This is a genomic window from Agrococcus sediminis (assembly GCF_007923295.1).
GTDB classification, from domain to species: Bacteria; Actinomycetota; Actinomycetes; order Actinomycetales; family Microbacteriaceae; genus Agrococcus; species Agrococcus sediminis.
Window position 1 is genome coordinate 1 of the sequence record NZ_VOIR01000012.1, and the last position, 25,534, is coordinate 25,534.

19 protein-coding genes and 1 tRNA gene are annotated in these 25,534 nt (G+C 69.0%); 10 read left to right on the top strand and 10 right to left on the bottom strand.

Annotated elements, in window-relative coordinates:
- The 3 genes from FQ330_RS03635 to FQ330_RS03645 form a co-directional block, all read left to right on the top strand.
- Positions 1 to 814 (top strand): SDR family oxidoreductase (locus FQ330_RS03635; protein ID WP_146355368.1); only part of this gene is annotated, 814 nt, incomplete at its 5' end.
- Between the two features lie 262 nt (positions 815 to 1,076).
- Positions 1,077 to 2,039, top strand: a complete 963-nt coding sequence (locus FQ330_RS03640; RefSeq protein WP_192575835.1) for a rhamnan synthesis F family protein — start codon at positions 1,077 to 1,079, stop codon at positions 2,037 to 2,039.
- 2 nt (positions 2,040 to 2,041) lie between these two features.
- Entirely contained in the window at positions 2,042 to 5,452 is a 3,411-nt protein-coding gene (locus FQ330_RS03645; protein ID WP_146355372.1) for a glycosyltransferase, read from the top strand.
- A 362-nt stretch (positions 5,453 to 5,814) separates the two neighbouring features.
- Here the strand turns inward: FQ330_RS03645 and FQ330_RS03650 are convergent, their stop codons facing one another.
- The 3 genes from FQ330_RS03650 to wecC form a co-directional block, all read right to left on the bottom strand.
- Positions 5,815 to 6,810 (bottom strand): glycosyltransferase family 61 protein, encoded by a 996-nt coding sequence (locus tag FQ330_RS03650; protein ID WP_146355374.1) that lies wholly within the window; start codon positions 6,808 to 6,810, stop codon positions 5,815 to 5,817.
- Positions 6,811 to 7,083: 273 nt separating this feature from the next.
- Positions 7,084 to 10,356, bottom strand: a complete 3,273-nt coding sequence (locus FQ330_RS03655) for a glycosyltransferase (RefSeq protein ID WP_192575836.1) — start codon at positions 10,354 to 10,356, stop codon at positions 7,084 to 7,086.
- A gap of 64 nt (positions 10,357 to 10,420) precedes the next feature.
- A complete protein-coding gene (gene wecC, locus FQ330_RS03660) occupies positions 10,421 to 11,665 on the bottom strand; it encodes a UDP-N-acetyl-D-mannosamine dehydrogenase (protein ID WP_146355378.1) in 1,245 nt (414 codons plus the stop codon).
- Between the two features lie 151 nt (positions 11,666 to 11,816).
- On the opposite strand from wecC, the gene FQ330_RS03665 reads away from it, so the two are divergent.
- Entirely contained in the window at positions 11,817 to 12,593 is a 777-nt protein-coding gene (locus FQ330_RS03665; protein WP_146355380.1) for a DUF6270 domain-containing protein, read from the top strand.
- A gap of 22 nt (positions 12,594 to 12,615) precedes the next feature.
- On the opposite strand, the gene FQ330_RS03670 is transcribed toward FQ330_RS03665, so the two are convergent.
- A complete protein-coding gene (locus FQ330_RS03670) occupies positions 12,616 to 14,505 on the bottom strand; it encodes a glycosyltransferase family protein (RefSeq protein WP_146355382.1) in 1,890 nt (629 codons plus the stop codon).
- Positions 14,506 to 14,599: 94 nt separating this feature from the next.
- Between FQ330_RS03670 and galE the strand changes: the two genes are divergently transcribed.
- Positions 14,600 to 15,619 (top strand): UDP-glucose 4-epimerase GalE, encoded by a 1,020-nt coding sequence (gene galE / locus FQ330_RS03675; protein WP_146355384.1) that lies wholly within the window; start codon positions 14,600 to 14,602, stop codon positions 15,617 to 15,619.
- Between the two features lie 12 nt (positions 15,620 to 15,631).
- Here the strand turns inward: galE and FQ330_RS03680 are convergent, their stop codons facing one another.
- Positions 15,632 to 16,291, bottom strand: coding sequence for an arsenate reductase/protein-tyrosine-phosphatase family protein (locus tag FQ330_RS03680; protein WP_225792678.1), 660 nt, complete (start codon positions 16,289 to 16,291; stop codon positions 15,632 to 15,634).
- Positions 16,292 to 16,454: 163 nt separating this feature from the next.
- Here FQ330_RS03680 and FQ330_RS03685 point away from each other — a divergent pair, with 163 nt between their 5' ends.
- Positions 16,455 to 16,949, top strand: coding sequence for a VanZ family protein (locus FQ330_RS03685; protein WP_146355386.1), 495 nt, complete (start codon positions 16,455 to 16,457; stop codon positions 16,947 to 16,949).
- A gap of 30 nt (positions 16,950 to 16,979) precedes the next feature.
- Here the strand turns inward: FQ330_RS03685 and FQ330_RS03690 are convergent, their stop codons facing one another.
- Positions 16,980 to 17,402: a MarR family winged helix-turn-helix transcriptional regulator gene (locus tag FQ330_RS03690; protein WP_146355388.1), complete on the bottom strand. Its 423-nt coding sequence runs from the start codon at positions 17,400 to 17,402 to the stop codon at positions 16,980 to 16,982.
- Positions 17,403 to 17,533: 131 nt separating this feature from the next.
- On the opposite strand from FQ330_RS03690, the gene FQ330_RS03695 reads away from it, so the two are divergent.
- The 3 genes from FQ330_RS03695 (at position 17,534) to FQ330_RS03705 (ending at position 21,311) form a co-directional block, all read left to right on the top strand.
- Positions 17,534 to 18,982, top strand: coding sequence for an HNH endonuclease signature motif containing protein (locus tag FQ330_RS03695; protein WP_146355390.1), 1,449 nt, complete (start codon positions 17,534 to 17,536; stop codon positions 18,980 to 18,982).
- Between the two features lie 145 nt (positions 18,983 to 19,127).
- Positions 19,128 to 20,654 carry a hypothetical protein gene (locus FQ330_RS03700; protein ID WP_146355392.1) on the top strand — a complete coding sequence of 509 codons (1,527 nt, stop codon included), beginning with the start codon at positions 19,128 to 19,130 and terminating at the stop codon, positions 20,652 to 20,654.
- A gap of 60 nt (positions 20,655 to 20,714) precedes the next feature.
- Positions 20,715 to 21,311, top strand: a complete 597-nt coding sequence (locus tag FQ330_RS03705) for an NADPH-dependent FMN reductase (protein ID WP_146355394.1) — start codon at positions 20,715 to 20,717, stop codon at positions 21,309 to 21,311.
- A 30-nt stretch (positions 21,312 to 21,341) separates the two neighbouring features.
- Here the strand turns inward: FQ330_RS03705 and FQ330_RS03710 are convergent, their stop codons facing one another.
- Entirely contained in the window at positions 21,342 to 22,181 is an 840-nt protein-coding gene (locus tag FQ330_RS03710; RefSeq protein ID WP_146355396.1) for a phosphatase PAP2 family protein, read from the bottom strand.
- Between the two features lie 87 nt (positions 22,182 to 22,268).
- Positions 22,269 to 23,543, bottom strand: coding sequence for a glycosyltransferase (locus tag FQ330_RS03715; RefSeq protein WP_146355398.1), 1,275 nt, complete (start codon positions 23,541 to 23,543; stop codon positions 22,269 to 22,271).
- Between the two features lie 65 nt (positions 23,544 to 23,608).
- Here FQ330_RS03715 and FQ330_RS03720 point away from each other — a divergent pair, with 65 nt between their 5' ends.
- Entirely contained in the window at positions 23,609 to 24,085 is a 477-nt protein-coding gene (locus FQ330_RS03720) for a hypothetical protein (RefSeq protein WP_146355400.1), read from the top strand.
- A gap of 51 nt (positions 24,086 to 24,136) precedes the next feature.
- Here FQ330_RS03720 and FQ330_RS03725 read toward each other — a convergent pair.
- Both FQ330_RS03725 and FQ330_RS03730 read right to left on the bottom strand, forming a co-directional pair.
- Positions 24,137 to 24,212, bottom strand: a tRNA-Ala gene (locus FQ330_RS03725).
- Between the two features lie 60 nt (positions 24,213 to 24,272).
- Complete coding sequence (locus FQ330_RS03730) at positions 24,273 to 25,481, bottom strand: hypothetical protein (RefSeq protein ID WP_146355402.1); 1,209 nt, start codon at positions 25,479 to 25,481, stop codon at positions 24,273 to 24,275.
- Between the last annotated feature and the right edge of the window lie 53 nt (positions 25,482 to 25,534).

Consider the following 25,534-nt stretch of genomic DNA (forward strand, 5'->3'; position numbering starts at 1 on the left):
GCTGCGGCACCGCTGGGCCGACCGCGCCGACGTCGAGTTCGCCGGCCGCGACCGCATCGACCTCGCCGACCCGGCGGCGCTCGAGGGCATCCGCTGGTCGGGCTACGACACGATCGTGAACGCCGCCAGCTACACGGCGGTGGATGCGGCCGAGACCGACGAGGGACGCCGCGACGCGTGGGCGGTCAACGCCGTCGCCCCCGCCCGGCTCGCCGCGATCGCCGCCGAGCACGGGCTCACGCTCGTGCACGTGTCGAGCGACTACGTCTACGCCGACCGCGAGGGCGAGCGCCGCGAGGACGACCCGCTCGGCCCGCTCGGCGTGTACGCGCAGACGAAGGCCGCCGGCGACCTCGCCGTCGCCGCCGCCCCCCGCCACTACATCGTCCGCACCTCCTGGGTCGTCGGCGAGGGCAGGAACTTCGTCGCCACCATGGCCTCCCTCGCCCGCCGCGGCGTCGCCCCCGAGGTCGTCGACGACCAGGTCGGCCGGCTCACCTTCGCCGACGAGCTCGCCCGCGCGATCGACCACCTGCTCGCGACCCGCCCTGCCTCCGGCGTCTACAACGCCTCCAACGGCGGCGAACCCGCCAGCTGGGCGGCGATCGCCCGGCGCCTGTTCGCGCTCGTCGGCGCCGACGAGGGCGCGGTGCGCCCGGTGACCACCGACGCCTACTTCGCCTCGAAGACGGGCATCGCGCCCAGGCCGCGCCACAGCGCGCTCAGCCTCGCCAAGCTCGAGGCCACCGGCTTCGAGCCCCGCGACCAGCTCGCGATGCTCGAGGAGTTCGTGGCGGCCCTGCCCTCGGCGTGAGGAACCAAGAGCTCGAGGTTCTCCGGCGGCCGCGACGGCATTCACTCGAAGATGATCTTCGCGATACATGGCGACGGCTGGACGCCTACCTCGTGTCCCGACTGCACAGGCCCCAACCACAGCCTCTATAGACTCCTCCTGGGCGCTGCGGCTCGGACAGTGTCGAAGTGACCTCGCTCTGACGGTCCACCGCCCAGCCCCATGATGATCGGAAGCGATCGGTCCTTGCGGCCGAGGTCTGGACTTACTTATGAGCTTGCTGGTGGTTGCCGCCCACTTCGACGCGTTCCGCGTGCTTCGTGCGCACGTCCGTCAGACGCTGGAGAACTACGCTGCTCACGCCGATCGAGTGGTGGTGGTATCGACCTCTGGCATCGATGCCAGTTCGATGGAAAGGCTCCCCGAACAGGTCGAGTTCGTCGAGCGCAGGAACTTCGGGTACGACTTCTTCAGCTACAAATGGGGCCTCGACATCGTCGGAGACTACGCCGACTACGACCAAATCCTCATCGCCAACGACAGCTTCGTGGGCCCAACGATCCCGTTGGCAGAGATCACCGGAAGCCCGCAGGCCCACACTCATGATCTCATGGGAATGACACTCTCTCACAACCATGGCGATCACGTTCAGAGCTTCTTCATGCTCGCGAATGGATTTGTGGCACGCTCCAAGGCCTTCCGTAGCTTTTGGAAGGACATGGTCCCGGTGAGTGACCGCATGGATGTCATTCAGCGATACGAGTTCGGATTCTCGCGAGCAATCACGGACGCAGGCTTCCGGTTGGGCTCATACTTCCAGCCGACCGCGCAAGAAGAGCAGCTGGCGGCGGCACGCTTCCAATGGCACGCCGAGCACCGGCTAGATCGAAAGTATCCGGACCGGACCATCGCGGAGATGCGCCAGATTGATCTGGAAAGCAGGCCCTGGAACCCAGGACTCGCCTACGCGGATCGAGTGCTGCTTGACGATCGGCTGCCTTTGCTGAAGTTCGATGCCCTTCGCTTTGACCCCTATTCGCTCGGCGCCGACCACCTGCTGGCGATGAGTGTGGAGCAGAAGCCCGAGCACTTCGGTTCCATCCCGAACTTCCTGAGCGAGACGCGCTCCCGCTACCCGACTCGCCCGGGCGAGCAGAACAGGCCGACGACGCGAGAGTCCCTCAGGCAGTCAGGCCTGGGGTATGGCTTCGATGCAGAGTTCGCGAACCCGGCGGAGGAGAACTAGTCATGAACATCAGGTCAGTTGCACTCGCTGGCGTTGCCATAGTGGTCCTTGCCATCTATGTGGCTGCCGCGCTGCTCGAATGGGACGGCCTGCTCTGGGTGGCGACTGCGACACTACTGCTTGCAAGCCTGGCGCTCCAGATCAGCAGCCGGGCAGTCATCAGTGACCGCCTCTTCGCAGTTGGACGGAAGCTCGAGCGTCTCGTCACGCGGAATCAGCAGGTGCTCGCGAAGAGGACGCCGAATGCCACCGTCACCAAGACATCGTCCTCAGCGATCGAGCCGGTGAGTCCGACCGCTTCCCGGACCGCCGTCGCACCGCCAGCACCCGCAGCAAGATCAGTCTCTTCAGCGACTTCTCTGAAGTCGGCGGCAGAGCCGCAGGATCCGGTCACTCGAATCGCGCAATCGGGCATCTTTGACGTTGAACTGTACTCGATGCAGGTCAGTTTCCACTTTGACGAAGCGGAAGCTGCCATCCGTCACTACCTGCGTCGAGGGCGACGATCGGGTTTTCTGCCGCACCCGCTGTTTCTGCCGTCTTTGGTCGATTCCAATTGGTCCAAGAGCGACGTTGATCCTCTGGTGGCCTATTTGTCAGACCCGAAGGCGGCTCGTGAGACCGTAACGCACCCCCTCTTCGATCCATCCGAGCTCGATCTGGAGGCTCTGCCGGATGGAGAGACCCCCTTGGAGTGGTTCCTTCGTACATCCGACCCGGCCTTCTCCCTGCCCTCGTCCCCCGGCGCGCTGAGGACTGACAGGACTGTCGCGGACGTTCGCGAAGAAGTCATCCAGAGCTTCAGCGAGCTGCGGCGCGTGCACCTGAACTTCGATCCGCTACGCGGCTCCAGTGAGCCTCCCGCGTACGACGCCGCCCTTCAGGCCAAGGTTCGAGAGTTCACTCGGTCACGCTCGCGACCGCTCGTCTCAATCGTCCTTCCGACGTGGAACCGCGGAGCGTCCATTCGAACTGCGATCGAGAGCGTCATCGAGCAGACCTACGCCGAGTGGGAACTGTTGATCGCTGACGACGGCTCGACTGACGACACGTGCCTCGTGGTTGATTCGATCGCGGCACGAGACGCTCGAGTACGGCTTCTACGGCTGCCCCACCGCGGCGTGAGCGCGGCTCGAAACGCTGCGCTAGCGGCCTCGGCCGGTGAGTTCATCGCGTTTCTCGACTCTGACAAGCGGTGGGATCGGCGGTTCCTGCGCACGATGCTTGCCGTGCTGCAGATCGACAACGTGGACGCGGCCGTGGCCGCCTGCGAAGTCACGTACGGCGACAAGGTCGTGTACCGCGCGATCCAGCCAACCGTCGGCTCACTGGCGATCGCGAACTCTGTCGACCAGACCGCCATCGTCGCTCGCCGGTCGCTCATCCTAGAAACGGGCGGCTTCGATGAGTCGCTTCGCCGAGCGGTAGACTACGACCTAGTGCTCAAGATTGCCGAGCACACGACCTTGCATCAGGTGCCGTACGTTGGCTTGCGCTACTCGGAGGACGACACCGATCCGAACCGCATCAGCGAGTTCGAGACTAAAGCCTGGAACCATCACGTCAGCGACCGGCACGCATGGTCTGCCTTCCGAGCGGCGAGAGAGCACCGCTCGCTGGACGAAGACTTGGTCACAGTCATCGTGGACGACGTTCGCTCGCTGCTCGACGCGAAGGCGCAGATAGACTGGCTGCACGAGCATCGCGGTCGGTTCGAGTTGGAAGTGATCCTCGTGCCGCACTCCGGCGGGTGGGCGCTTCGCGCGGCCCTGGGATCCCTGACGCATGCCACGTTGGATGTCCGTGTTCTCACAACCGGCTTCCGCGCGGATCGCCCGCGATACCTCAACGCAGCTATCCGCATGGCTCGTGGCGCCACATGCGTCATCTTGGAAGCTAGACAGCGTGTACTGGCAGGTGACGTCGAGGCGCTGTGCTCGCGACTGGACCGGGCTAGCGCCACTCACCCTGTGGTGCTCGGGCCTACCCGACTGATCGACAACGCAGGCGTGATTTACCCGGAGTACGGGAGCGACCCCATCGCGTTCCTCCGAGGCATGCCGGCCGACATCCTGCACGGCATCGACGATCTGCCAGTTCCCGCGGCGCCGTTTCCACTCGCTGCACGTACGCGGGACCTGTTCGACGTGGAGGGCGCGACCGCCCTGCTGGATTCGCTGATGGCAGACGTCGAGTTGTCACAGAAGCTCGCACGCCACACCAAGCGAGATGTCGTTGTCGCCTCAGACGTGCTCGTGCAGCAAGGGGGCGTGATTTGGACGGCGCGCTCGGATAAGGCACCCGACGACGTTCGCACGCTGCGCCAGCTCTGGCCATCGCCTCCCGAGGGCTCGCGTAAAGCGATGGACGCAGTCGGAGTGGATGCAGCGTTCAACGGCTTCACCGCACTCTCATTCCCCACTGACCATCGCAAGTGGTCGAACGCCGTGCTCACGCCACAGGTGTCGAGGGTCGCTCACCGCGAAGCTCCTCTGCGGTTCGCGATCCGTACGGCGGCACCATCGGACGAAAGAGCTGTCAACTGGGGCGACTACCACTACGCGCAGTCGCTCGCCGACGCCTTCCGCCGCGCTGGCCAAATCGCCAGCGTCGATTACCAGCCCAACGCCGACCGGGGCACGAGTGGCTTCGACGACGTCGTCATCAACCTCAGGGGCCTGCGAGACGTCCCGGTGCCGAGTAACGCGACGAGCATCCTTTGGATTCTCAGCCACCCGGACATGGTGACTGCGAAGGAGGTTGAAAAGTACGATCTCGCTTACGCGGCAAGTGTCAGCTGGGCCAAGCGCCAATCGGAGCAGTGGGGGCTACCGATTCAGGCGCTCCTGCAGAGCACAGACCCGACCCGATTCCACCCTGCCGCGGGCGAGCGTTCCGAATTGGCCGACTCGATCGTCATGGTTGGCAACTCGCGTCGGCAGTTCCGCCCCGCCGCGTGGCACGCCGCCAACGCTGGCTACCCCGTGAAGATCTGGGGCACGCTCTGGGAGGGAATGGTTCCCGACGAGTGCATCGTAGGACAGAGCTTGCCGAACCAGGACCTCGCTCCCGTCTACCGTTCGGCGCGCTGGACGCTCAACGATCACTGGTCGGACATGCGCGACGACGGTTTCATTTCGAACCGCATTTTTGACGTCCTGGCGGCGGGAGGTCGACTGATCACAGACGATGTGGCCGGGCTGGACCAGGTGTTTGGTGATCGGCTCGCGGTCTTCCGTTCCCCTGCGCAGTTGCTGGAGTTGCTCGACGCAGATCCGAATGCCGTCTACCCGAGCGAGACACTTGAGGCCCTGTCCGCCGAGGTGCGCGAGTTCCACTCCTTCGACGCTCGCGCTGTCCGGCTCCTCGAGGACGTGCGGCAGCACCGCGCTCTCCGACGAGCGGGATGGTGAACGTTGCGTCGCGGAGTGAGGCGACATCCGACTCAACAGACGACGTCTCGTTGTGAGGGCCGACGCGATCGCGTTGGCGCCTGAAACGGCTCTCGCAACAACGCTCAGGGTTGGAAGCGGTCTACTTCGCCAGGAGGCCCGCGTCTAGCCGTACTTCCCCGGCGCCCGGACCGGGTTGCCAGGCCTGGTGGCGTGGGTCAAACCCCACCAGGCGCTCTATCGCCGCTCGGCCCGTACGCCGCTCGCGCAGGAAGCGACGGCGCCGCGCTGCTGCTCCGTGGGGTACGGCGCCTCACGCCGCGAGCGGGCGCCTCCAACGTTCAGCAAGTCACGCCCGTTTGAACTAACCGCGTGCCCAGACCTCACAGCAAGACGAGTTCCCGGATATCTCGCACCATTTGAGAAATGGGCCCGAAGGGCACCAGCGCAACCCGATTCCCGACAGCTCTGTCGATGGCAGGCTGAGCACGGTTTCCACCCGGGCGGCGCTCCGTACCGAGAACCAGCACCTTTGTGCCGGGATGGGCGAAGGCAGAGAGATGCAGCGCAGAGCCCTCGAACCCAGCGAGGATCGAACTGCTGCGAGCGATCTCAATCTGCTCCCGAATGGACAAGGTCTCGGGGAAGATCACCTCAAAACCGAGGGACGCGAACTCGTCGTCAAGCTCGCCGAATCCTAGTGTCCGGTTGACGGCTGCTCCCCCTGCTTCCGCCTGAGTCCGAGACAGCCACACGCGTCTGGAGCCAGACGCGTCCCCCGCGGCAGCGCGTGCCACACGCCTCCAAAGCCGAACAGCCGCTGGGGACGCGAAGCGGTTAAGCGACACGGGCCGGCTGGGCACAACCAGATGCTCCACGCGGAGCGCACGGTCGACAAAAATTGGTTCGCTCGTCACGCCACAGAGGTCTAATAGTTCACGCTTGAAAGAGTCAACGTCACCCAGGCGGTGGAAGAGGACCGGCTGAACCCCGTCGTGCGCCCACAGAGTCGGGAGCGTCTCGATCAGAAAGTGACCGAAATGCTGCATCCAGAGCCCGCCGTAATAGAACGACCCTTCGATACGGTCGGCACCGGGGGGCAGTTCGACGTACTCCTGATCCAGGGAGTGCAAGAAGTCCCCGCGATAGCCGCCTGCCCGCCGAGCGCTGCTGACGAGCTTCCCTTCAGCGTCGTATGGGGCCCCCACATGCCACGTGATTCGGCGGCCGCTAGTGAGCTCAAGCGTGCCGTGATCCTCTGCGGTCAGCTGCGCCTCTGTCACGTACTGAATCGAGTCATCAAGGGTCAGGTTGGGTGGGCTTGGGAGGCTCCACCAGCGGCGCGAGTTTGGAGCCGGGGAGTCGTCGTGCTCCGTCATCGTAGGGCCTTTCGCCGGTCAGATCGCGACTGGCATCTCAGTGCTCCAGCGTCGCTGTCAGCCTAGCGATCGTGCAAGACGGTCGCACGTTGGAGCGCAAGCGCGACCCGCGCGCCGCGCTTGGCCCGTCCCATGTCGGAGAGCGCTTGGCGCGTCGAAACACTCCGCAGCGAGAGCGCCGGGAGGATCGCCGTCGCGCACTGGCTGGCAGGTCTCGGTGAAGTCTCACATTGCATCTGTGCCTCTGAGATTTCGCTAGGATTCGCCACTACATCAAGTGGTTCGAATCCCCTCGTGCCGCATCTCATCGACGTGGCTGACCAAGGTGGTCGCTCTCGCGTCGAATGAATGTTGACTTCGAATACTCTGCGCTAGCGCCCGTCGTGCCGCCCAGTCGCCTGCGGGGTGGCTGAAAGAAGCGGCGCAGAATTTCGCAAGGTCTTCCTGCGAATTGTAGATCGCAACAGCACCGCCGAAGGTTTCGTCCAGTCCTTGCACCGGGTCGCTAATGACTGGAGCGGCACAAGCCAGTGCGTCAAAGATGCGATTCTGGATGAAACCTTCGTCCGCCATCGTCCGCCAGTGGTCCGCGAGGACTCGTGACGCAGATCGGTAGACTTCGGCAAGGCGCGCGGAGTCGACAAAGTCGCGCTCGAGGACTCCGGGCGGCAGCGACGAATCCCAGCCTTGCCCTATCACGGTCAGTGCCACACCAGCCGCTACCGCGTCCGCCACCACCCTACGTCGTCGCCCAGGGTGCACGCTTCCAACGAATACCGCCGGCCTGCTCGCCTCTAGTTCGCGATCCGCCGGGAAAAATCGCGTTGCATCGGTGCACTGCAGCAACGTTCGGATCTCCACACCAGAGTCCTTTGACCGGCGCGCAGCCCAAGAGGCAGACGCTGCGTAGACGATGTCGAACTCCGCCAGTTCTTCGTCGCTCACCTCGTCGGGATGGCTGATCACCCAGAGGATGTTGCACGCTCCCGGAACGGGTGGCAACCGCTTCTTCCCACGCAGCACGACCGAAACATCATCGTGCATGTCATCGAGTCGCTCGTTGGCACCGTCTCGGTAGGTGACAACGTTCTTTCCCTCGGCGCGAAGAGCGTCGGCGAGAGCGGCGACAAAGATTGTGTCGCCCCACGCGTCGCCGGCGGCGCCCCCCGGGGCGGCATGACGGATGCCCCAGCGAGCCGGGAGTTCCCCCCGATCGAAATGAAACCGCGGCAAGGGGCTCGGGATGGCCATGTTGTCGTGCTCGATCTCGGCAAGCACCAAGCCGTGGTTCCGAAAAATCTCGTGGCTGGGACGGGGCAGCCGCCCCGACCAGCGGTCCATGAACAGGCGACGGTTCTCGTCCTTGTGCCGCGAGCGGCCCGGAGTCCTGCCCTCGTCGTGCACGACCTGAGCCCGCGGCAAGACCCTGAACACGCCGCCGTGCAGCTCTCGGAGACGAAGACAGAAGTCGACATCTTCCATACCGTTGCGGTACCTGGGGTCGAACCCATGAAGCGCCAGTGCCTCATGCGCGCGAACCGCCAGCGCCGCGGCAGTCAGCGCCGGGAACTCGTCGAGTTCCAGGCCGGCAGCGTCTTCTGGAGGATGGCCGGTCATGAAGTGGACGGGCAGGACATTGTCCTCCACCCAGACTGTGCCTCCCGTCTGGATCGAGTTGTCGGGGTACACAAGGAGCGGCTGTACCCCAGCTACGTCCCGTGATTGCAACGCGTCCACGAGCGGCGTGAGCCAACCAGGGCGAACGATGGTGTCGTTGTTGAGGAAGACGACGAACTGTCCGGTCGAACGCGATAGGCCGACATTCGAGCCAATGGAGAAATCGAGGTTGCGGTTGATGTACGCCACCCGAACACGCGCTTCTCCGCACAATGCGCTCGCCAGCTGTACCCGGCTCGCAAAGCTCGATCCGTTGTCGACGACGACTACTTCTACATCAAGCACCCTGGTTGTCTCTAGAGCGGCACGGACTGCCCGAACCGTCATGTCGGGCTGATCCTTCATCGGAATCACGATCGATACTCGACCGGACACGCGCCCCTCCACGCAGCTCTGCGCCTCTTCCCACCGCGACCACGCCTTATCGAGGACTACGCGTTCCCAGTCTCCGCTCTCGCGCTCAGAGATGCGGTTCACGTCGTCACTGTCGGAATACTCGCAACCCACAAAAGGCAGGAGTTCAGGAACCGCGTGCTCACTCAAACGCAAAGCGAAATCGTGATCGACCCAGCGGCGCAGGCTCTCGTCGAAACGCCCAACGCGCTCGAGCAGACTGCGATGAACTATCAACGAGTTCAGATCGATGTGGTTCTTGGTGAGAAGCTCGTCACGGCCACCTTCGAAGGCGAGGTATCGAGCTGCGTCCGCGCGCTGGCTCTTCAGCACCGCGTGTCCGATGAGCCCGCTCGATCGCTGCAGGGCAGCGATTCCGCAGGAGAGGAAGTCCTCACGCCAGATGTTGTCCGAATCGAGGAAGGCGACCCACGAGCCTCCAGCTAGATCTAGCCCACGATTCCTCGCCGCCGAAACTCCAGCGTGCTCACTTCGCACAACCTTGATCCGCCTGTCGAGTTCCGCGATGGCCTGGACAGCTTCGAAGCTGCCATCCTCGGAGCCGTCATCGACGACAATCAGCTCCCACGCACTCCACCGTTGTGCCTGCACTGACGCGATTGCCTTGCGCACGGCTCGTCGCCGATTCCAGACCGGCATGATTACACTGACCAACTCCGAGGGCTCCGCAGCTGAACGGCGTGAAGCATTCAAGGTGCGCTTCCAACTCTTTTCCGCGGCCTCGTCCCAGACCGCGGTCCAGCGAGCTTCGTCGAGCCGCCACCTTGCGTGTTCGGCGGCGACAGCCGACTCGGTCGCCGCCGTGAACTGCGACCAGCGCGCGTGCACCTTGCGAGACGGCAACAGGTCATCGTGTCGCGCGTTCTCGACGAACCAGCCGAGCGCGCCTCCCGGATGCGTGCGGAGGTGCTCAGCGGATGCCTCCACCATGGAAGGCGAGAAGGAGTCGCTCAGTCCGGGTAGCGATGCAGGCGACTGGCGAAGGAACTCAAGTAATGCGACAAGATCGCCCTCTCTGTAGCGCTGCTGCAGGGTGCCCGGTAAGCGCGCCGGATCGAGCAAGCGATTGGGCGACTCCAGGCGGCCCATGCCGGAGCCCAGAAAGTCAAGGCGCGCGGCCCTTGCGTCTGCAAAAGCGTGTCTCCGCTGCGCCTCGTAGTAGTCCTGCTCGAAGATGCGCGAGCTCTGCAGCAGGACGTCGAGCACGTCCAGGCCCACGTCGTTCGAACTGCCGTCGCGCTGCGGCATCGCCTGCCCACCCCGTCTATCAGCGCTTGCACGAGGCGCCTGCCTCTGCGCTAGCGCGATGCGCTTCAGCCATCGCTGCGACTTGATTGCGCTTCGGCGCTGGTAGAAGGCCAGCATCACGATCGCAGGCAACAGGATGGCCACCGTGACGCCCGAGCCACGATCCGCAGTCCACGCTAGAACGGTGCCGAGCGCAACGGTCGCCACGATTGCCGCAAGGATCGCGGCGCGTCTTGCTCGAGCCAAACCTGTCATCCGTCCTCCCGCACGCTCATCGCAGCAAGCCCTTCGTGTCGACGACGACCTTGCCGGTCAGGGCTTTCGGATCCAGTTGCTTGAAGAGCTGATGGTCGACCAAGATCAGAACCACATCGGCGAGCGCTATTGCCTCGTTCAACTCCGCAAGCTCTACGTTAGCCAGCGACTCGAGCTCGCTGGGCAGCCGCTCGATGTGAGGTTCCACCACCAGCAGGCGCGCTTCAGGAAGCTTCTCGGCCAAGCGCCCGACGATCGCGCGGGACGGCGACTCACGCAGGTCTTCGATGTCGGCTTTGAAAGCGATGCCAAGCGCGACGATCCTCGGTGCTCGGAACGCAGACGCCTCTGCGACCACTTTCTCCACCACGAAGTCGGGCTTCTGGTCATTGACCTCACGGGCAAGGCGAATAAGGCGCGCTTCATCTGGCGCCGCGGAGACGATGAACCATGGGTCCACCGCGATGCAATGCCCCCCGACTCCGGGTCCCGGCTGCAGGATGTTCACCCTCGGGTGCCGATTCGCCAGCTCGATGAGCTCCCAAACGTCGATCCCGAGTCGATCGCAGATGACGGACAACTCGTTCGCGAAGGCGATATTGACATCTCTGAACGAGTTCTCAGCAAGCTTTGCCATCTCGGACGTGCGGGCATCGGTCACGAGCAGCGAACCCTTGCAGAAGGTGGCATACAGAGCGCGGGCGCGCTCACCGGCTAGCGGCGTAACGCCACCGATGATGCGGTCGTTATCGACGATCTCTGTCATAATCCGGCCAGGCAAGACGCGTTCAGGACAGTGTGCGAAATACAGGCTGTTCGGCATGCCACCATCGCCTGACAGATCTGGTCGCTGCTCGAGTACGAATGCAGCCATTTCTTCCGTCAACCCTGGGGGCGATGTCGACTCCAGGATGATCAGCTCATCACCGCGGAGCACAGGCGCAATAGCGGCAGCGGCAGCCCGAACGAAGCTCGGGTCGACGTCTCGATCGTGCCCGAACGGAGTCGGCACCGCGACGATGAAGACGTCAGCGGCGGGCACGTCCAGTTGCGCCGACAGCCTACCCTGCGCCACGACGCCAGCAACCACAGACTCAAGGTCGGGTTCGACAAATGGAACCCTGCCGGCGTTGATCTCGGCAACGCGGTGCGCGTCGACGTCAACGCCGATGACTCTGCTGCCATTCGCGGCCAAGATTGCAGCGCTAGGCAAACCGATATAACCGAGTCCGATGACACACACTGTGCTGGACGATTCCATGCGATTCCTTCTGCTCGACGGAGCACCCGGCCGACTGGCGCCCCTTAGCCGATTCCAATGTACCCACCCCTCAGCGCGCTCCACGCGCAGCAGGGTCGCCCTGGCTAGGCTTGGTACGTGGCCAACCTCCTCAACGACCTTCTGGAGTGCTGTGGCTGAGCATGACCGGGCGAGCGCCCGGATCCTTGTGTACGGCAGCTGCGTCGCCCGCGACACCGTCGAGTTCGCGGCGTCCGACACTGTCGACCTGCGCGGCTACATCGCCCGCCAGTCGCTCATCTCGGCGGGCAACGACGCCTCGACGCACCTCCCGGAGCACATGACGGTGTCGTCGAAGTTCCAGGAGCGCATGATCCGCGCCGACTTCTCCGGCGGGCTCTTCTCGCGGCTCGAGACGCTCGCCGCCGACGTCGACGTGCTGCTGTGGGATCTCGCCGACGAGCGCCACGGCGTCTACCGCTTCGCCGACGGCACCGTCGCGACCCGCAGCATCGACACCATCCGCATCCCCGAGCTCGAGGAGCGCTTCGCCGAGGCCGAGCACATCGAGTTCGGTACCGATGAGCACTTCGCCATCTGGTCGTGGCACGTCCACGACTTCGTGCAGCGCCTGCGCGCGCTCGACCTCTTCGTGCGCACCGTCGTGCTGGAGGTGCCGTGGGCGGTGCTCACGACAGAGGGCAAGCCCTCCCCCTGGAGCATGGGCGTGCGCGCCGCCGAGGCGAACAAGCGCTACCGCCCCTACTACGACCATCTGCGGTCACTCGGCTTCCGCATGGTCGAGCTGCCTGAGGAGGTCGTGCTCGCCGACCCCGAGCACAAGTGGGGCCTCGCCCCGTTCCACTACACGCCGGCGGTCTACCGCGAGGTGCTGCGGCAGCTGCGCGAGGTGCACGGCGTGGCAGGCCTCGAGGACGCCGGCGCCTGAGCGCCCTCCTTCCCGGAGCGCGTCAGACCAGCACGTGCTCCGCGGCCAGGCCGAAGCTCAGCACCTGGCTGTTCGCCAGGATCCGCTCGTCCTCGGTGCTCCAGGTGTGCCCGTCCCGGGCGCCGCGCATCTGGATGAAGCCGAAGCGGTCGGCGCTGTAGATGCCGCCTCCAGCCGCGAGGATGCCGCGCTGGAAGGTGGTGTCCTCCCCCAGCGTGCGATCCTCGAACGGCGTCGCGAGCCACGTCGAGCGCGGGCCGACCATCGTCGGGCCGCCGACGAGATCCACCCACCGGTGCTCGCGATGCGGGTTCTGCAGCACGGTGGCGCCCACCGCCTCGAGGTGCAGATAGCGCGCCTCCTTGCCGACCAGCTCCGCCCCCGAGTAGTCGAGCGCGAAGCACGCGTCGGCGAGGTAGTGCTCGCCGTAGAGGTCGTCGTCGTCGAGCTTCGCGATCACGTCGCCGTCGCTCGCCGCGACGAGCGCGTTGAGGTTGGCGCCGAGCGAGCGATCCATACCTGCGCGCAGCACGACCAGTTCGGCGAGCCCCGCCTCGCGTGCGAGCGCCTGCAGCTCGGCCTCGTCCTGGTCGAAGCCATGCAGCAGCAGCAGCAGCTGCACGTCGACGCCCACCTGCTTCGCCGCGGTACGGATGATGCCGGACACGAGGTGCGGGCGGATGGTCGGGGCGATCACGCTGACGCTGGGCCGCCGCCACGCGGCAGGGTCGTCGACCCCGAGCGCGCCGAGCACCTGTGTCGCACGATGCGAGAAGGTGTGGTGCCGCCAGATGTGGCGCTGCGCCAGATGCACCTGCCGGTCGCGCAGCTCGGGGCTGCGCACGAGGGCGCGCAGCATGAGCTCCGCCTCCTCCCGATCGTCGACGATCGTCACCTCGCCGTTGGGGAACCAGTGCTCCACCGCGGCGCTGCGCGTCGACACGACGGGCGTGCCGCTCGCGAGGATCTCGAAGACGCGGCGCGCGAGCATAGTCGGGCTGTCGACGACCGAGTTCACGTTGAGCATGACCTTGTGCGCGCGGTACGCGGTCAGCATCCGCTCGTAGTCGAGGGAACCGCGCACGTACGGCAGGAAGGCCTCCGGGAAGCGGTACTTCGGGTCGTTCTCGAAGCGGGAGTAGATGTCGAAGCCGATCCCACGCCGCTCGGCGACGTCGGCGGCCGCGCCCAGCAGCAGATCCATCTGCGCCTGGCGCTCGGGGAACTTGTGCGACCAGTAGCTGCCGCCGAAGCCGATGTCGCGCACCTGGTGCAGGCCGCGCTGCCGCATCGGGTGGTGCAGCGCCGGCTGCGCCGCGAACGCGAGCTCCTCGACCCGGTCGTGGCCGAGCGCCGCGCGGTAGCGGTCGATCAGCGCCGCATCGGTGGTGAACACCTGGTCGAAGATGCGCGCCGTGTCGAGGAAGTCCTCGAAGTGCGGCGGATCCTCCTTGTTCCAGAAGGCGGTCGGGATGCCCTGCTCGCGGCAGTGCGCGACGAGCGCGCGCAAGGGCTCGCTCGGGGCCTTCGAGCCCGTCAGCTGGTAGCGCCAGGCGCCGCCGGAGCCGGCCCAGGCTGACTCGACGAGCAGCAGGTCGATCGGCGCCTCTCCGAGCTGCCGCCGCCAGCCGTCGGGCGTGAGCTCGACGACCTCGAACTCGTACCCCCACGCGCTCGCCGAGAAGGTGTCCATGATCACGCCGACCCGCACGCCCGGGCGCCGCGTCGGCCGGTCGGCGACGGGCCAGACCGGCATGTCGTCGGTGAGGCTCCTCCGGGCGACGGGCACGACGTCGCCGTTCCGCGCCGCGGCCCCGCGTCGCAGGCGCCACGAGCGCAACTGCTGCACGCCTCCCTTGCGCAGATGCCACAGGCCGGTCCTCAGGGTCTGCAGCGTCTTCACGGTCTCCATCCACGGTCGCGTCGTGCTCTGCCCGCCATCCTAGGCGGCTGCACGAGCGGCCTCATTAGGCTGAAGCGACCCCTGAACGTGATCTGGAGAGTGCATGCGCGTCCTTCTGACTGGCGGAGCCGGCTACATCGGCTCCCACACAGCCATCGCGCTGCTCGAGAGCGGGCATGACGTCGTCGTGCTCGATGACTTCTCGAACTCCAGCTCCGAAGCGATCAGTCGCGCCGGCGAGATCGCAGGCCGAGAGATACCGCTGGTCCGTGGCGACGCGGCCGATCGTTCGCTGGTGTTGGAGGTGCTGCGCGGCTACCAGATCGATGCGGTCGTGCATTTCGCAGGCCGGAAGTCGGTCGGCGAATCGGTGGATGACCCGCTTCGGTACTACAGCGTCAACCTCGGCAGCGCTCTCGCGACGCTGGTAGCGATGGCCGACGCGGGAGTGCACCGGTTCGTGTTCTCGTCCTCCGCGACGGTCTACGAGCGGCCGGGCGAGGGGTTGGTCGAGCATGACCCGGTCGGCATCGACCTGCCGAACCCGTACGGGCGCACGAAGGCGATGATCGAGGCCATCATCGCCGACGCGGCGAGAGCCGACGCCCGGCTTCACGCAGCGGTGCTCCGCTACTTCAACCCGGTCGGCGCGCACCCCTCCGGCCGCATCGGAGAGGACCCCAAGGGCGTCCCGAACAACCTGATGCCGTTCGTCGCCCAGGTGGCGGTCGGCGAGCGCGAGCGGGTGCGCGTCTTCGGCGACGACTACCCGACCGCCGACGGCACAGGCGTGCGCGACTACATCCACGTCGTCGACCTCGCGCTAGGGCACGTCGCGGCGCTTGAAGCACTCGAGCCCGGTCTCTTCACGGTGAACCTCGGCACCGGTCGCGGCGCATCGGTGTTCGACGTGCTGCGAGCCTTTGAGGCGGTCGCGGACCGCGCGGTGCCGTACGAGGTCGTCGAGCGACGTCCTGGCGACGCAGCGGTCTCGACGGCTGATCCCTCGCTCGCGCACCAGCGCCTCGGCTGGAAGGCCCAGCGGTCGCTCGACGATGCCGTGCGGGACGCATGGCGGTGGCAACGGGCGAACCCGCACGGCTACCGCGAAGGTGAAGAGTAGCTCGATCCCGCTTCAGGCCGCGTTCGCGCGCGCGAGCGAGGCCAGCGCGACGACCAGTCGGTCGACCTGCCGTGCCACCGCATCCGCCGACCGCCGGTAGACGGCCGCCGATCGCCGATACGGATCCTCGATGTCGAGGTCGGCCCGCTGCGCGTGGTCGATCATCGAGCGGTCGGCGCACGCTGCGACGACGCGCGACAGGAAGGCGGGGATGCCGTCCTCGCCGAGCGGCCGCACCTGCGCGCCGCGATGGCCGGCGGCGACTCGCTCCGCCAGGCACGCGAACTCGACGAGCGTGAACGCCCGTCGATGCGCGGTCGGCGCCGCGGCGACGGCGGCGCTGCGATGCTCGCGCGCGAGGGCGAGCACCAGGTCGGCGCGCTCGACGAGCGCGGGCTGCAGCCGCCGGGCGCGGTGGCCGTCGGCCCCGTGCAGGCCGAGACGGCCCGCCTCCGCCACCGCGAGCGGCTCCATACGATGGCCGTCGATCGCCATCATGCCGGCGCTCGTCACCTCGATCACTGCCGGGTCCCACCCGGGGAAGGCGCTCGGCAGGCGCTGCCGCAGCAGCAGCTCGGCCTGCGGCGAGCGGCAGATGTTGCCGGTGCAGACGGTGAGGATGCGGAACGTGGGCGCCGTCGACCGGATCATCGCGTGTCGAGGTCCCGTCATGATCCGAACGGTAGACCCGGCGCCGTCGCGGCGGGCGGTGCTCGGCGAGGGCTGATCGAGGCTTCGCACACGGGTGCGGATGCAGTGTGGTCGGTGCTGAGGATCGGTGCCGTTGCGCGCCCTTCATCAGGTCGCGCAAAGCCTCCCGCGACAGACTCGACGCATGCCCTCCGAGCCTCGCGTCGTCGTCGTGCCCCGCGCGCGACGTGCGCCGCTGCGGCGGCTCGGCATCGTCGGACTGCTGCTCGGCATCCCCGTGGTGCTCGTCGTGACGCTGTGGCCGACGCACTTCCTGCTGCGGGCGAAGCCGCGCGTCGTGCGCGGCATCGAGTGGCTGCAGGCGCGCGACCTCGCCGACTGGCTGAGCTGGACGCGGCTCGAGGTGCTCGCCAACGTCGCGATGTTCGTGCCGCTCGCGCTCCTGCTCGTCTTCGTGCTCGGCGCCCGGCGCTGGTGGATCGCGGTCGCGCTGTGCGTCGCGCTCAGCCTCGGCGTCGAGGTGGTGCAGCACTTCCTGCCTGGGCGCGTGGCCTCCGTGCGCGACATCGTCGCCAACAGCATCGGTGCGCTGCTGGGGGCGCTGCTCGGCGTCGTCGTTCGGGCTGTGCAGCGTCGCGGGGCGCTCGCAGAGGCGCAGCGCCGAGCCAGCGCGGGCTGAGACGCCCACGAGTCGCCGCGACCGCGCGCGTCAGGGCCGGTCGCGCTCGAGCGTCGATGCCAGGATCAGCGCCGCCCGCTCCAGCGCCGCGCGCTCGCGCCGCCCGAGGTGGGTGAAGCGCGGCTCGAGCAGCACGCCGTCGGCCTCGCGCTGCGCGTCCCGGGCGGCGATGCCCGCGGCCGTCGGCTCCAGCCGGGTCGTCCGTGCTGAGCCGCGCCGGCGCATCCAGCCCGCCTCCTCGGCCTGCCGCACGAGCGCCGTCATCGTCGGCTGCGCGACGTGGCAGCGGCGTGCGAGCGCGGTGACACCCATCGGGCCCTCGAGCTGCAGCACGACGAGCGCGCGCACGGTCACCGGCGACATGCGGTGCGCAGTGCGCTCGCCTGCCAGCCGACCGAGCAGATGGCCGCTCTCGGCGAGCCGCACGAGGGTGGTTGCGAGTCTGGTGGGCATGGCGCGACTCTATAGCGACCAGATGCCTGAACGGCACGCCTGCGCAAGTCTAAGCGAGACTGTGGAAAGTTCGCGCGTGTCGTAGATACGTTCGATAGACTAGCCGCATTCCAACGTTGGAGGGGGCGACCATGGCACAGCAGCCGACCGGCCACACCTCCGATGCGCTGCGCTCCCTCGACATCGCGCTCGACGCCATCGCGGCCGCCGCGGGCACCCTCGACGCCCTGCTGCCGCACCTAGACGACGCGCAGCGGCGCGACGTGGTCGCCCGGGTCGGCGACATCGGTCGCGGAGGCGACGCGCTCAAGGTGCGCGTCGCCGACGACCTCGCGAAGCGCCACGACGGCCTGCCGAAGGACGAGCGCTTCCCGCTGTGCTGCGGCTACAAGGATCCGCTCGAGATGCTCACCGCCGAGCTCGGCGCGTCCCGGCGCACGGCTCGGCAGCTGCTGCGGGCCGCGAGCGCCACGCGGGCGTCGATCGGCATCACCGGGGCCACCGTGCCCGCGAGGTTCCCGATCCTGGGCGGCGCGCTCGAGACCGGCGCCATCTCGCTCGAGGCGGTCGGGGCGGTGCTCGATGCGCTCGGCGATGCACCCGATCGCGCGCACGCCGACGACGTCGCGGCTGCCGAGGAAGCGCTCGTCGCATCCGCCATCGGCGACCGGGGCACCCACCGCGACGACACCGCCACCGACGCGCCGATGCCGCCCGAGCTGCTCGCGCGCCTCGCACGCATGTGGCGCGACGCGATGGATCCGGATGGCGCTGAGCCCCGCTACGAGCGGCAGCTGGCCGAGCGGGGCTTCACCTTCGGCACCCGTCCCGATGGCATGGTGCAGGGCCGGCTCGTCTGCACGCCCGACCAGGGCGCCGTGCTCGCCGCCGCCTTCGACGCGTTCACCGGACCACGCACGAAGCCGCGCTTCCAGAGCGACGACGAGCGCGCCGCAGCAGCGCTCGAGGTCGATGATCGCTCGCGGCCGCAGCAGATGGTCGACGCGCTCATCGCCATGGTCGGGCGGTCCGTCGAGCAGCGCGACGTGCCGCGGGTCGGCGGTGAGGCGCCGGTCGTCGTCGTGCACGTCGCCAAGCAGAGCCTCGAGGCCGCTGCGACGGGCACCCCGGGCTGCACAGCGACGGTCGAGCGCACGGGCGACTGCATCCCCGTGCACCTCGCCGCCGCGATGCTGTGCGACGGCCGCATCCAGAGTGCCGTGACCGGCGCCGACGGCCTCCCGCTCCACCTCGGCCGCACCGACCGCCTCTTCTCCCGTGCCCAGCGGCGCGCGCTCGCCATCCGCGACGGCGGCTGCCGCGCCCCGGGCTGCACCTTCCCCGTCGGCTGGACGGAGGCGCACCACATCGTGCCGTGGGAAGCGGGCGGCCCGACCGACCTCGACAACGGCATCCTCCTCTGCTCCCACCATCATCACGAGGTCCATCGCGGCACGCTCGAGGTGCAGTGGGCATCCGGAGGCTGGGTCGTCGTACCGAGGATCAGGCGCCCCCGGCGCATCCGCGGCTTCAGTCGCCGCATCACCGGCGCCGCACCGCAGCTGCAGCCCACCGCGTAGGCACTCGCCGCCGGCGCGCCTCGCGAGCGCCGCAGGCCGCACCGCCCGCCGAGCCGAGCCGCGCAGGCAGCCGTCGGATACGCTCGATCGAGCCGCAGCGACCCGGTCGCGACCGGCGCACGACGCCGACCACGGGAGCCCGACGATGCTGGAAGCGCTGCTCGGCGACCGCCACGAGCGCCGACAGCGCCAGGCGATGCAGGCGTTCCGCCGCCGCGAGCAGCAGCTGCGCCCCGCCTACAAGGTCTGGGGCTACAAGAACGTCTTCGCCAAGGGCTTCCTCGTCACCCGCGGCCCGACCGCCCACACGCCCGTCGAGACGTGGGCGCACGATGCGGTCGGCCCCTGGCACGTGCGCGTCGACCCGGTGCTCGACCGGCAGGTAGCGCGCGGCGAGCGTGCCGAGGTGCTCGTGCTCGGGCAGGCGTTCGACGACGGCGGCCCGAAGACCCGCGACCGAGTGGCCGAGCGCATCCTGCGCGCGGTCACCGCGCATCCCGACTCCGCCGCGCAGACGCGCGCGCTCGACGAGACGATCGCCTGGCTCTCGGGCCGCTATGTCGTGCTCGTCGCCCGCGGCGAGCGGCTCGACGCCTGGGGCGACCCGCTCGCCACCCGCTCGCTCTACTGGCACCGCTCCGCGGCGGGCGTCGCGCTCGCCTCGCACAGCGCGATCCTGGCCGAGCTCGCCGGCGGGCTCGACAGCAGCCGCATGCGCTGGGTGCTCGAGCACCCTCACTACCGCTCCCCCGCCGGCCGCTGGCTGCCGGGCCTCATCACGCCGCACGACGAGGTCGGGCAGCTCTACGCCAACGGGCGGCTCACCGTCGAGGGCTCGACCGTCTCGAACGAGCGCTTCTTCCCGCTCGCCGACCGCGTCGAGCTGAGCACGGCGGATGCGTCGGCGCGGTTCCGGGACGACCTGCGGCAGCAGGTGCGCAACTGGATCTCGGTCGCTCCCGTCACCGTGCTCTCGCTCACCGCGGGCCGTGACTCGCGGGCCGTGCTCGAGGCCGGGCTCGTCGACCTGCAGCGGGCCGGTGCGCTGACGCTCACCTACCACCCGTTCCACGTCGCCTCGAAGAGCACCTACGCCGACTTCCTCACCGCCGGGCGGCTCTCCGCCGCCGCCGGGCTGCCCCACATCGGGCTCGACGTGCCCATCCTGAAGCCCACCTCCGAGATGTCGCGCCTCTACCGCGCCACCTTCCCCACCTGGCAGCGCTACGCCAACCTCGCCGGCGCGCTCTACCTGCACGCGCCCGCGCGGGCTGCCACGATCTTCGGGGTCGGCGGCGCCATCGTCACCGGCATGTGGAAGGACACCTCGGTCCGCGAGCTCACCCCGCAGCTGCTCGCCGCCAAGTACGCCGCATCGCCCTTCCAGCACGACCCCGAGCTGCACGACGAGCTGGCCCGCTGGATGGACTTCACGGGCTTCTCCGACGACGCCCTGCGAGGCTACGACTTCTACGACTTCTTCCACTGGGAGCACCGCATGACCAAGTGGGGCGGCAGCGGCTACAGCGAGTACGACCTCGCGACGATCCCCGCACCGGTGCTCAGCTCCCGGCGCCTCCTCACCGCGGCGCTGTCGCTCCCCAAGGAGCAGCGGGTCGCGGCCGAGGTCTACCGCGCCATCTCGGAGACCGGGGCGCTCGCCGCCCGGTAGCGCCCCGCGCATCCGCCCCTCCCCCTCGACGCATCCAGGGAACGGGTGCAGGGTGGAGCCATGCCTGAGACCTACAGCCACGAGCCCCCGTACACGATCGGCGTCATCTGCGGCAGCATCGCCGCCTCGTCGATCAACCGCCGCCTCGCCCGCGCGCTCATGAAGCTCGCGCCCGCCGACCTCGAGTGCTCCTTCATCGAGATCGACCAGCTCGCCCTCTACGACCGCGATCGCGACGACGCGTACCCGCCCGAGGCGACCGCCTTCAAGGAGGCCATCCTCGCCGCCGACGGCATCCTCATCGTCACGCCCGAGTACAACCGCTCGATCCCCGGCGCCCTCAAGAACGCCATCGACTGGGCGTCGCGCCCGTACGGCGAGAACGCCCTCACGCGCAAGCCCGTCGGCGTCATCGGCGCCTCGCCCGGCGGCATCGGCACGGCCGTCGGCCAGCAGCACCTGAAGACGATCCTGTCGTTCTGCAACGCCCCGATGATGAACGAGATCGAGGCGTACGTGCAGTACCCCGACGGCCTCGTCGACGACGACGACGAGGTCACCGTCGCGTCGACGAAGGATTTCCTCAGCACCTACATGCAGGCGTACGACGACTTCGTGCGCCGGGTGCTGACGGTGGTGCCGCAGCAGCAGGCCTGAGCGGCGCCGCCGCGCGAGGCCGGGCCCGCCCTACGGCGCGGGCACGGCCTCGCCGTCGGGCTCGACGGAGGCGCGCCTGACGGTCAGGTAGAGGCGGTGCGCCGTGATCACGAGCACGAGCCACGCCGCCCCGAGCGCCCACGCCGCGACCACGTCGGTGAGCCAGTGGTGGCCGAGCACCACGCGGCTCAGCCCGATCGTGATCGCGAAGACCGCGGCGACCGCGATCGTGAGCACCCGCTGCCAGCGGCGCTCGAGCCGCAGCACGATGAGGTACGCGACGATGCCGGCGATCACGGTCGCGTTGAGCGTGTGCCCGCTCGGGAACGAGGCGGAGTGCTCGTACGGCGGCACCGCGAGCTCGAGCTGCGGCCGCGAGCGGCCGATGAAGCCCTTCGCGACGATCGTCATCAGCAGCGAGCCGAGGCCCGCCGACAGCATGAGGATGACGGGCGTCCACGAGCGGCGGCGGATCGCGAGGAGGAGCATCACCGCGATCGCCAGCACCGGCATGCCGATGACGCCCGCGACATCCGTGTAGGCCGTCACCGCCGGCCCGAACCACCCGGGCCGCCAGTCGGCGAACCACGCCGTGATGGGCATGTCGAGGTTGGCGAGACCGTCCTCGTCGGTGACCGCCTCGTACACCTCGGCACCGCCCGCGGCGAGCCCGGCCGCGAGCGCGAGGCCGATCGCGAGCGTCAGCAGCAGCGCCGCGTGCGGGCCGAGCCTGCGCCCGAGCTGCTCGACGAGCCGCGCCACCGCGCGACCGATGCGCGTCGTCCAGTGCGTGAGGTCGCGCCCGCCCACGTAGCGGTCGCGGCGCACCTCCCCCGCCGGTCCCTGCTCCGGTCGCGCGTCGTCGTCCATGCCCACCCCGTCCCGATCGTGGCGACGATCCTCTCGCGCGCGCCTGAGCGGCGGCCCGCAGCGCGCCGGTGCTCCGTCGCCCGGTGCTCAGTCGCATGGGGGCGTCGGCACGAGCAGGCACTCGACGAGCTCAGCAGCGCGCGACGCCCCGCCGAGCGCCGAGAGCTCGTCGGCGATCTGACGGGCTCGCGTGCGGTAGCGCGGCTCCCGCAGCACCTTGCGCACCGCCGCGAGCACGCGCGGCGGCCGCGGACGCCCGGTGCGCAGGTCGATGCCCGCGCCCGACCACGCGACCCGCGCGGCGACCTCGGGCTTGTCGGCCGAGCCGCCCGCGACCACGAGCGGCACGCCGCACGCGAGCATCTCGAGCACGCCGCCCCAGCCCCCGTTCGTCACCCCGACGTCGGTGTGCGGCACGACCGCCGAGTAGGGCACGAAGTCGACCAGCCGCGCGTTCGCCGGCACCTCGCGCTCGATGGAATGCCCGGCGGTCGTGCCGATGACGCGCACCGGCACGTGCGCGAGCGCCTCGATCGTGGGCAGCAGCAGGGCGCTCGGGTCGGTGTCGACGGTGCCCTGCGTGACGAACACGACCTGGCGCGGCTCGTCGGCGAGCGTCTCGGCCCACAGCGGCGGCGGCGCGAGCGGCCCCGTCCTCGGCTCGAGCCAGCCCACGAAGCGCACCGAGGCCGGCAGGTCACCGGGGTCGTACTCGAGCGACGGCGAGCCCGTCGCGAGCACCAGCTTCGGCGAGTAGAGCGCCTCGTCGAACGGGCGCCCCGGCCCGAGCCCGAGCTCGGCGCGGGCGGCGCGCAGCGAGCGGTCGAGGGGGCCGGATGCGTTGCGCACGACGGCGCGCAGCATGCGGTCGCGCGCGCGGCCGAGCCACGTGCGCGCGGGCTGCATCGCGAGGCCCGGCGGCGGCAGGTCGCGGCTGCGCATGGTGAGCGGCATGAGCGACACGCTCGCCCACGGCAGCCCGAGCACCTCGGCCGCGAGGCCGGTGCCGACGGCCATCACGTCGCCGACCAGCGCGTCGAAGGGCGTGCGCTCGTGCGCGGCGCGGATGTCGCCCACCTGGCCGGGCGCGGTGCCGATGAAGAGCTCGCCGAGGTTGGCGAGGGTGCCGAGAGGCCCCGGGGGCGCGACGCCGGGGAACGCCTCGGCGAGGCGATGCTCGTCGAAGTCGAGCGCGTCGCGCCAGACGAGCGTCTCGCAGCCGAGCCGGTCGAACGCCTCGACGTGGCGGTCGCCGGTGTAGGCGGTCACCCGGTGCCCCCGCGCGAGCAGCGCAGCGGCGACTGCCGTCATCGGCCGGACGTGTCCGGCGAACGGCATCGCAGTCACGAGCAGGTGCGCCACCTTCGCACGATACGCCCGCGGCGCGCCGATTGAGGGGATTAGTAGAACACTGTTATGGTTACGCTGTGCCTCGAGCCCTGCAGCTCGCACTCGGCATCGTGGCGGTCGTCGTCGGGCTGGCGCTGGGTGCGGTGATCGCTACGGTGTGGCGGCCCTGCGCCGCCGCGGTGATGCCGCTCGATCCCGTCACCTCACCGGCGTGCGCGCAGGTCGCGAGCGGCCCGAACACCGCGTGGATCGGGCTGCTGCTGTGGCCGGTCGCGCTCGCCGCCGCCGGCCTCGCCGCGATCCGTGCGATCTCGCGCGGATGGGGCGCCGTGACCGCCGCGGTGGTCGTCGTGCTGGCGCTCGCCGCGCTCGCGGCGAACCCCATGGTCGAGTACGTGCTGCTCAACCAGGTGCCGCAGTCGTGGGACGAGCCGCCCGGCACCGGGTCGCTCACCGCCGCCCTGTTCGTGCTGGCGGGGCTCGTCATCGCCACGACGCTCGTGCCGCGGCCCCGCGGCAGGCCGCGCATGGCGGAGGAGCGGCGCTGGGTCTGACGGATGCGCCGGAGACGACGAGAGCCCCGCCTCGCGGCGGGGCTCTCGGTGTGGTGGACCCGGGGGGAATCGAACCCCCGACCTTCTCATTGCGAACGAGACGCGCTACCAACTGCGCCACGGGCCCGGACCGGTTCAGAGTACCCGACACCCGCCCCAGCGGCGAAATCGGGGCGGCCGCTCGGGCTCAGACGACGCGACGCGCGAACGCGGCGTGCACGTCGAGCCCGTCGAGGTCGTCGTCGACGAGCCCCATGGCGGCGAATCGGGAGCCGCCTGCGGGCGCCGGGCGGCGCGCCGGAGCCTCGCGACGGATCGCGTGCTCGTCCTCCTGCGTCTCGAGCGGCGCATCCGACCGCACGACGTCGAGCGACTCGGCCGCGCCGATCGCGGCGTCGAGCTGCACCTCGCGGATCGGCACCGCGGGCGCGGTCGGCGCCATGCGTCGCTCGGTCTCGGTCGGCACCTGGGCGAGCTCGCCCGTGACGATCTCCTCGAAGCTCGGCTCGAGCCGCGTGACGCGCGCGAGCGGGCCGGAGATGGCCTTGCGGTCCTCGGCCAGTTGCTGGCGCGCCCGGCGCAGCAGGTCGTCGCTCGGCGACGGCGCCTGGTACTGCACCCGCGTCCGCGGCTCGGGCAGCGGCTGCGGCGACCAGGCGCGCGAGGCGAGCACCTCGTCGGTGCGGAGCGCAGCCGCCGGCGCGGCGGCCGCGACGCGCGGCGCCTCGCCCGTGCGCGACGCCTGGCGCGCCACGACCTGCTCGGCCATGCGCGCCTCGGACGCGACCGCCTCGGCCGCGACCTGCCGTGCCTCGACGAGCGTGCGCACGTGCGGCGCCGTGGCCTCGGCGACCCGGCGCATCCGCGCCGACGACGCGTTCACCGCGACGAGCCCGGCAGCACCGAGCACGGCGACCGCGCCGCCGACCGCGAGCAGCACCTGCATGCCCGGCACCGCGGCGCCCACGACCATCGCGGCGACCGCGACGAGCACGAGCGCGAAGCACGCCAGGCGCGTGCGGCGCAGCCGCTGCGCGCGCGACACCGACGACTTCACGGCGGCGCGCACCTCGCGCTCCACCGCCTTGATCTGCTCGTCGAGCTCGCGGGCGCGGGCGACGGCCTTCGCGTGCTCCATCGCCTGCTTGAGGCGGGCCTCCTTCGCGACCGCGCGCTGCTGCACGGCGATGGTGCGCGCGTCGGCCTCGAGCCGCACCTCCTCCGGCGACTCGGCCGACTCGGCCATGATGCGGAGCGTCTGCTGCAGCCGGATGGCGTTGCGCTCGGTCGCCAGGTACTCGCGCTTCCGCGTCCACACGGGCACGAGGTAGACGACCCAGAGCACGACGGCGACGATGAGGATGAGGGTCGTCCCGAGACCTGCGAACTCTGGCATGCCCTGCACGGTAGTGGCGCGGCGCACCCGATCATGGGAGGGCGCGCGGCGGT

Coding starts and splice junctions, on each gene's coding strand:
- FQ330_RS03695 (WP_146355390.1), top strand. CDS start 17,534: ATGGCACAGCAGCCGACCGGCCACACCTCCGATGCGCTGCGCTCCCTC.
- FQ330_RS03710 (WP_146355396.1), bottom strand. CDS start 22,181: ATGGACGACGACGCGCGACCGGAGCAGGGACCGGCGGGGGAGGTGCGC.
- FQ330_RS03685 (WP_146355386.1), top strand. CDS start 16,455: ATGCCCTCCGAGCCTCGCGTCGTCGTCGTGCCCCGCGCGCGACGTGCG.
- FQ330_RS03670 (WP_146355382.1), bottom strand. CDS start 14,505: ATGGAGACCGTGAAGACGCTGCAGACCCTGAGGACCGGCCTGTGGCAT.
- wecC (WP_146355378.1), bottom strand. CDS start 11,665: ATGGAATCGTCCAGCACAGTGTGTGTCATCGGACTCGGTTATATCGGT.
- FQ330_RS03680 (WP_225792678.1), bottom strand. CDS start 16,291: ATGACGGGACCTCGACACGCGATGATCCGGTCGACGGCGCCCACGTTC.
- FQ330_RS03690 (WP_146355388.1), bottom strand. CDS start 17,402: ATGCCCACCAGACTCGCAACCACCCTCGTGCGGCTCGCCGAGAGCGGC.
- FQ330_RS03730 (WP_146355402.1), bottom strand. CDS start 25,481: ATGCCAGAGTTCGCAGGTCTCGGGACGACCCTCATCCTCATCGTCGCC.
- FQ330_RS03705 (WP_146355394.1), top strand. CDS start 20,715: ATGCCTGAGACCTACAGCCACGAGCCCCCGTACACGATCGGCGTCATC.
- FQ330_RS03645 (WP_146355372.1), top strand. CDS start 2,042: ATGAACATCAGGTCAGTTGCACTCGCTGGCGTTGCCATAGTGGTCCTT.
- galE (WP_146355384.1), top strand. CDS start 14,600: ATGCGCGTCCTTCTGACTGGCGGAGCCGGCTACATCGGCTCCCACACA.
- FQ330_RS03650 (WP_146355374.1), bottom strand. CDS start 6,810: ATGACGGAGCACGACGACTCCCCGGCTCCAAACTCGCGCCGCTGGTGG.
- FQ330_RS03700 (WP_146355392.1), top strand. CDS start 19,128: ATGCTGGAAGCGCTGCTCGGCGACCGCCACGAGCGCCGACAGCGCCAG.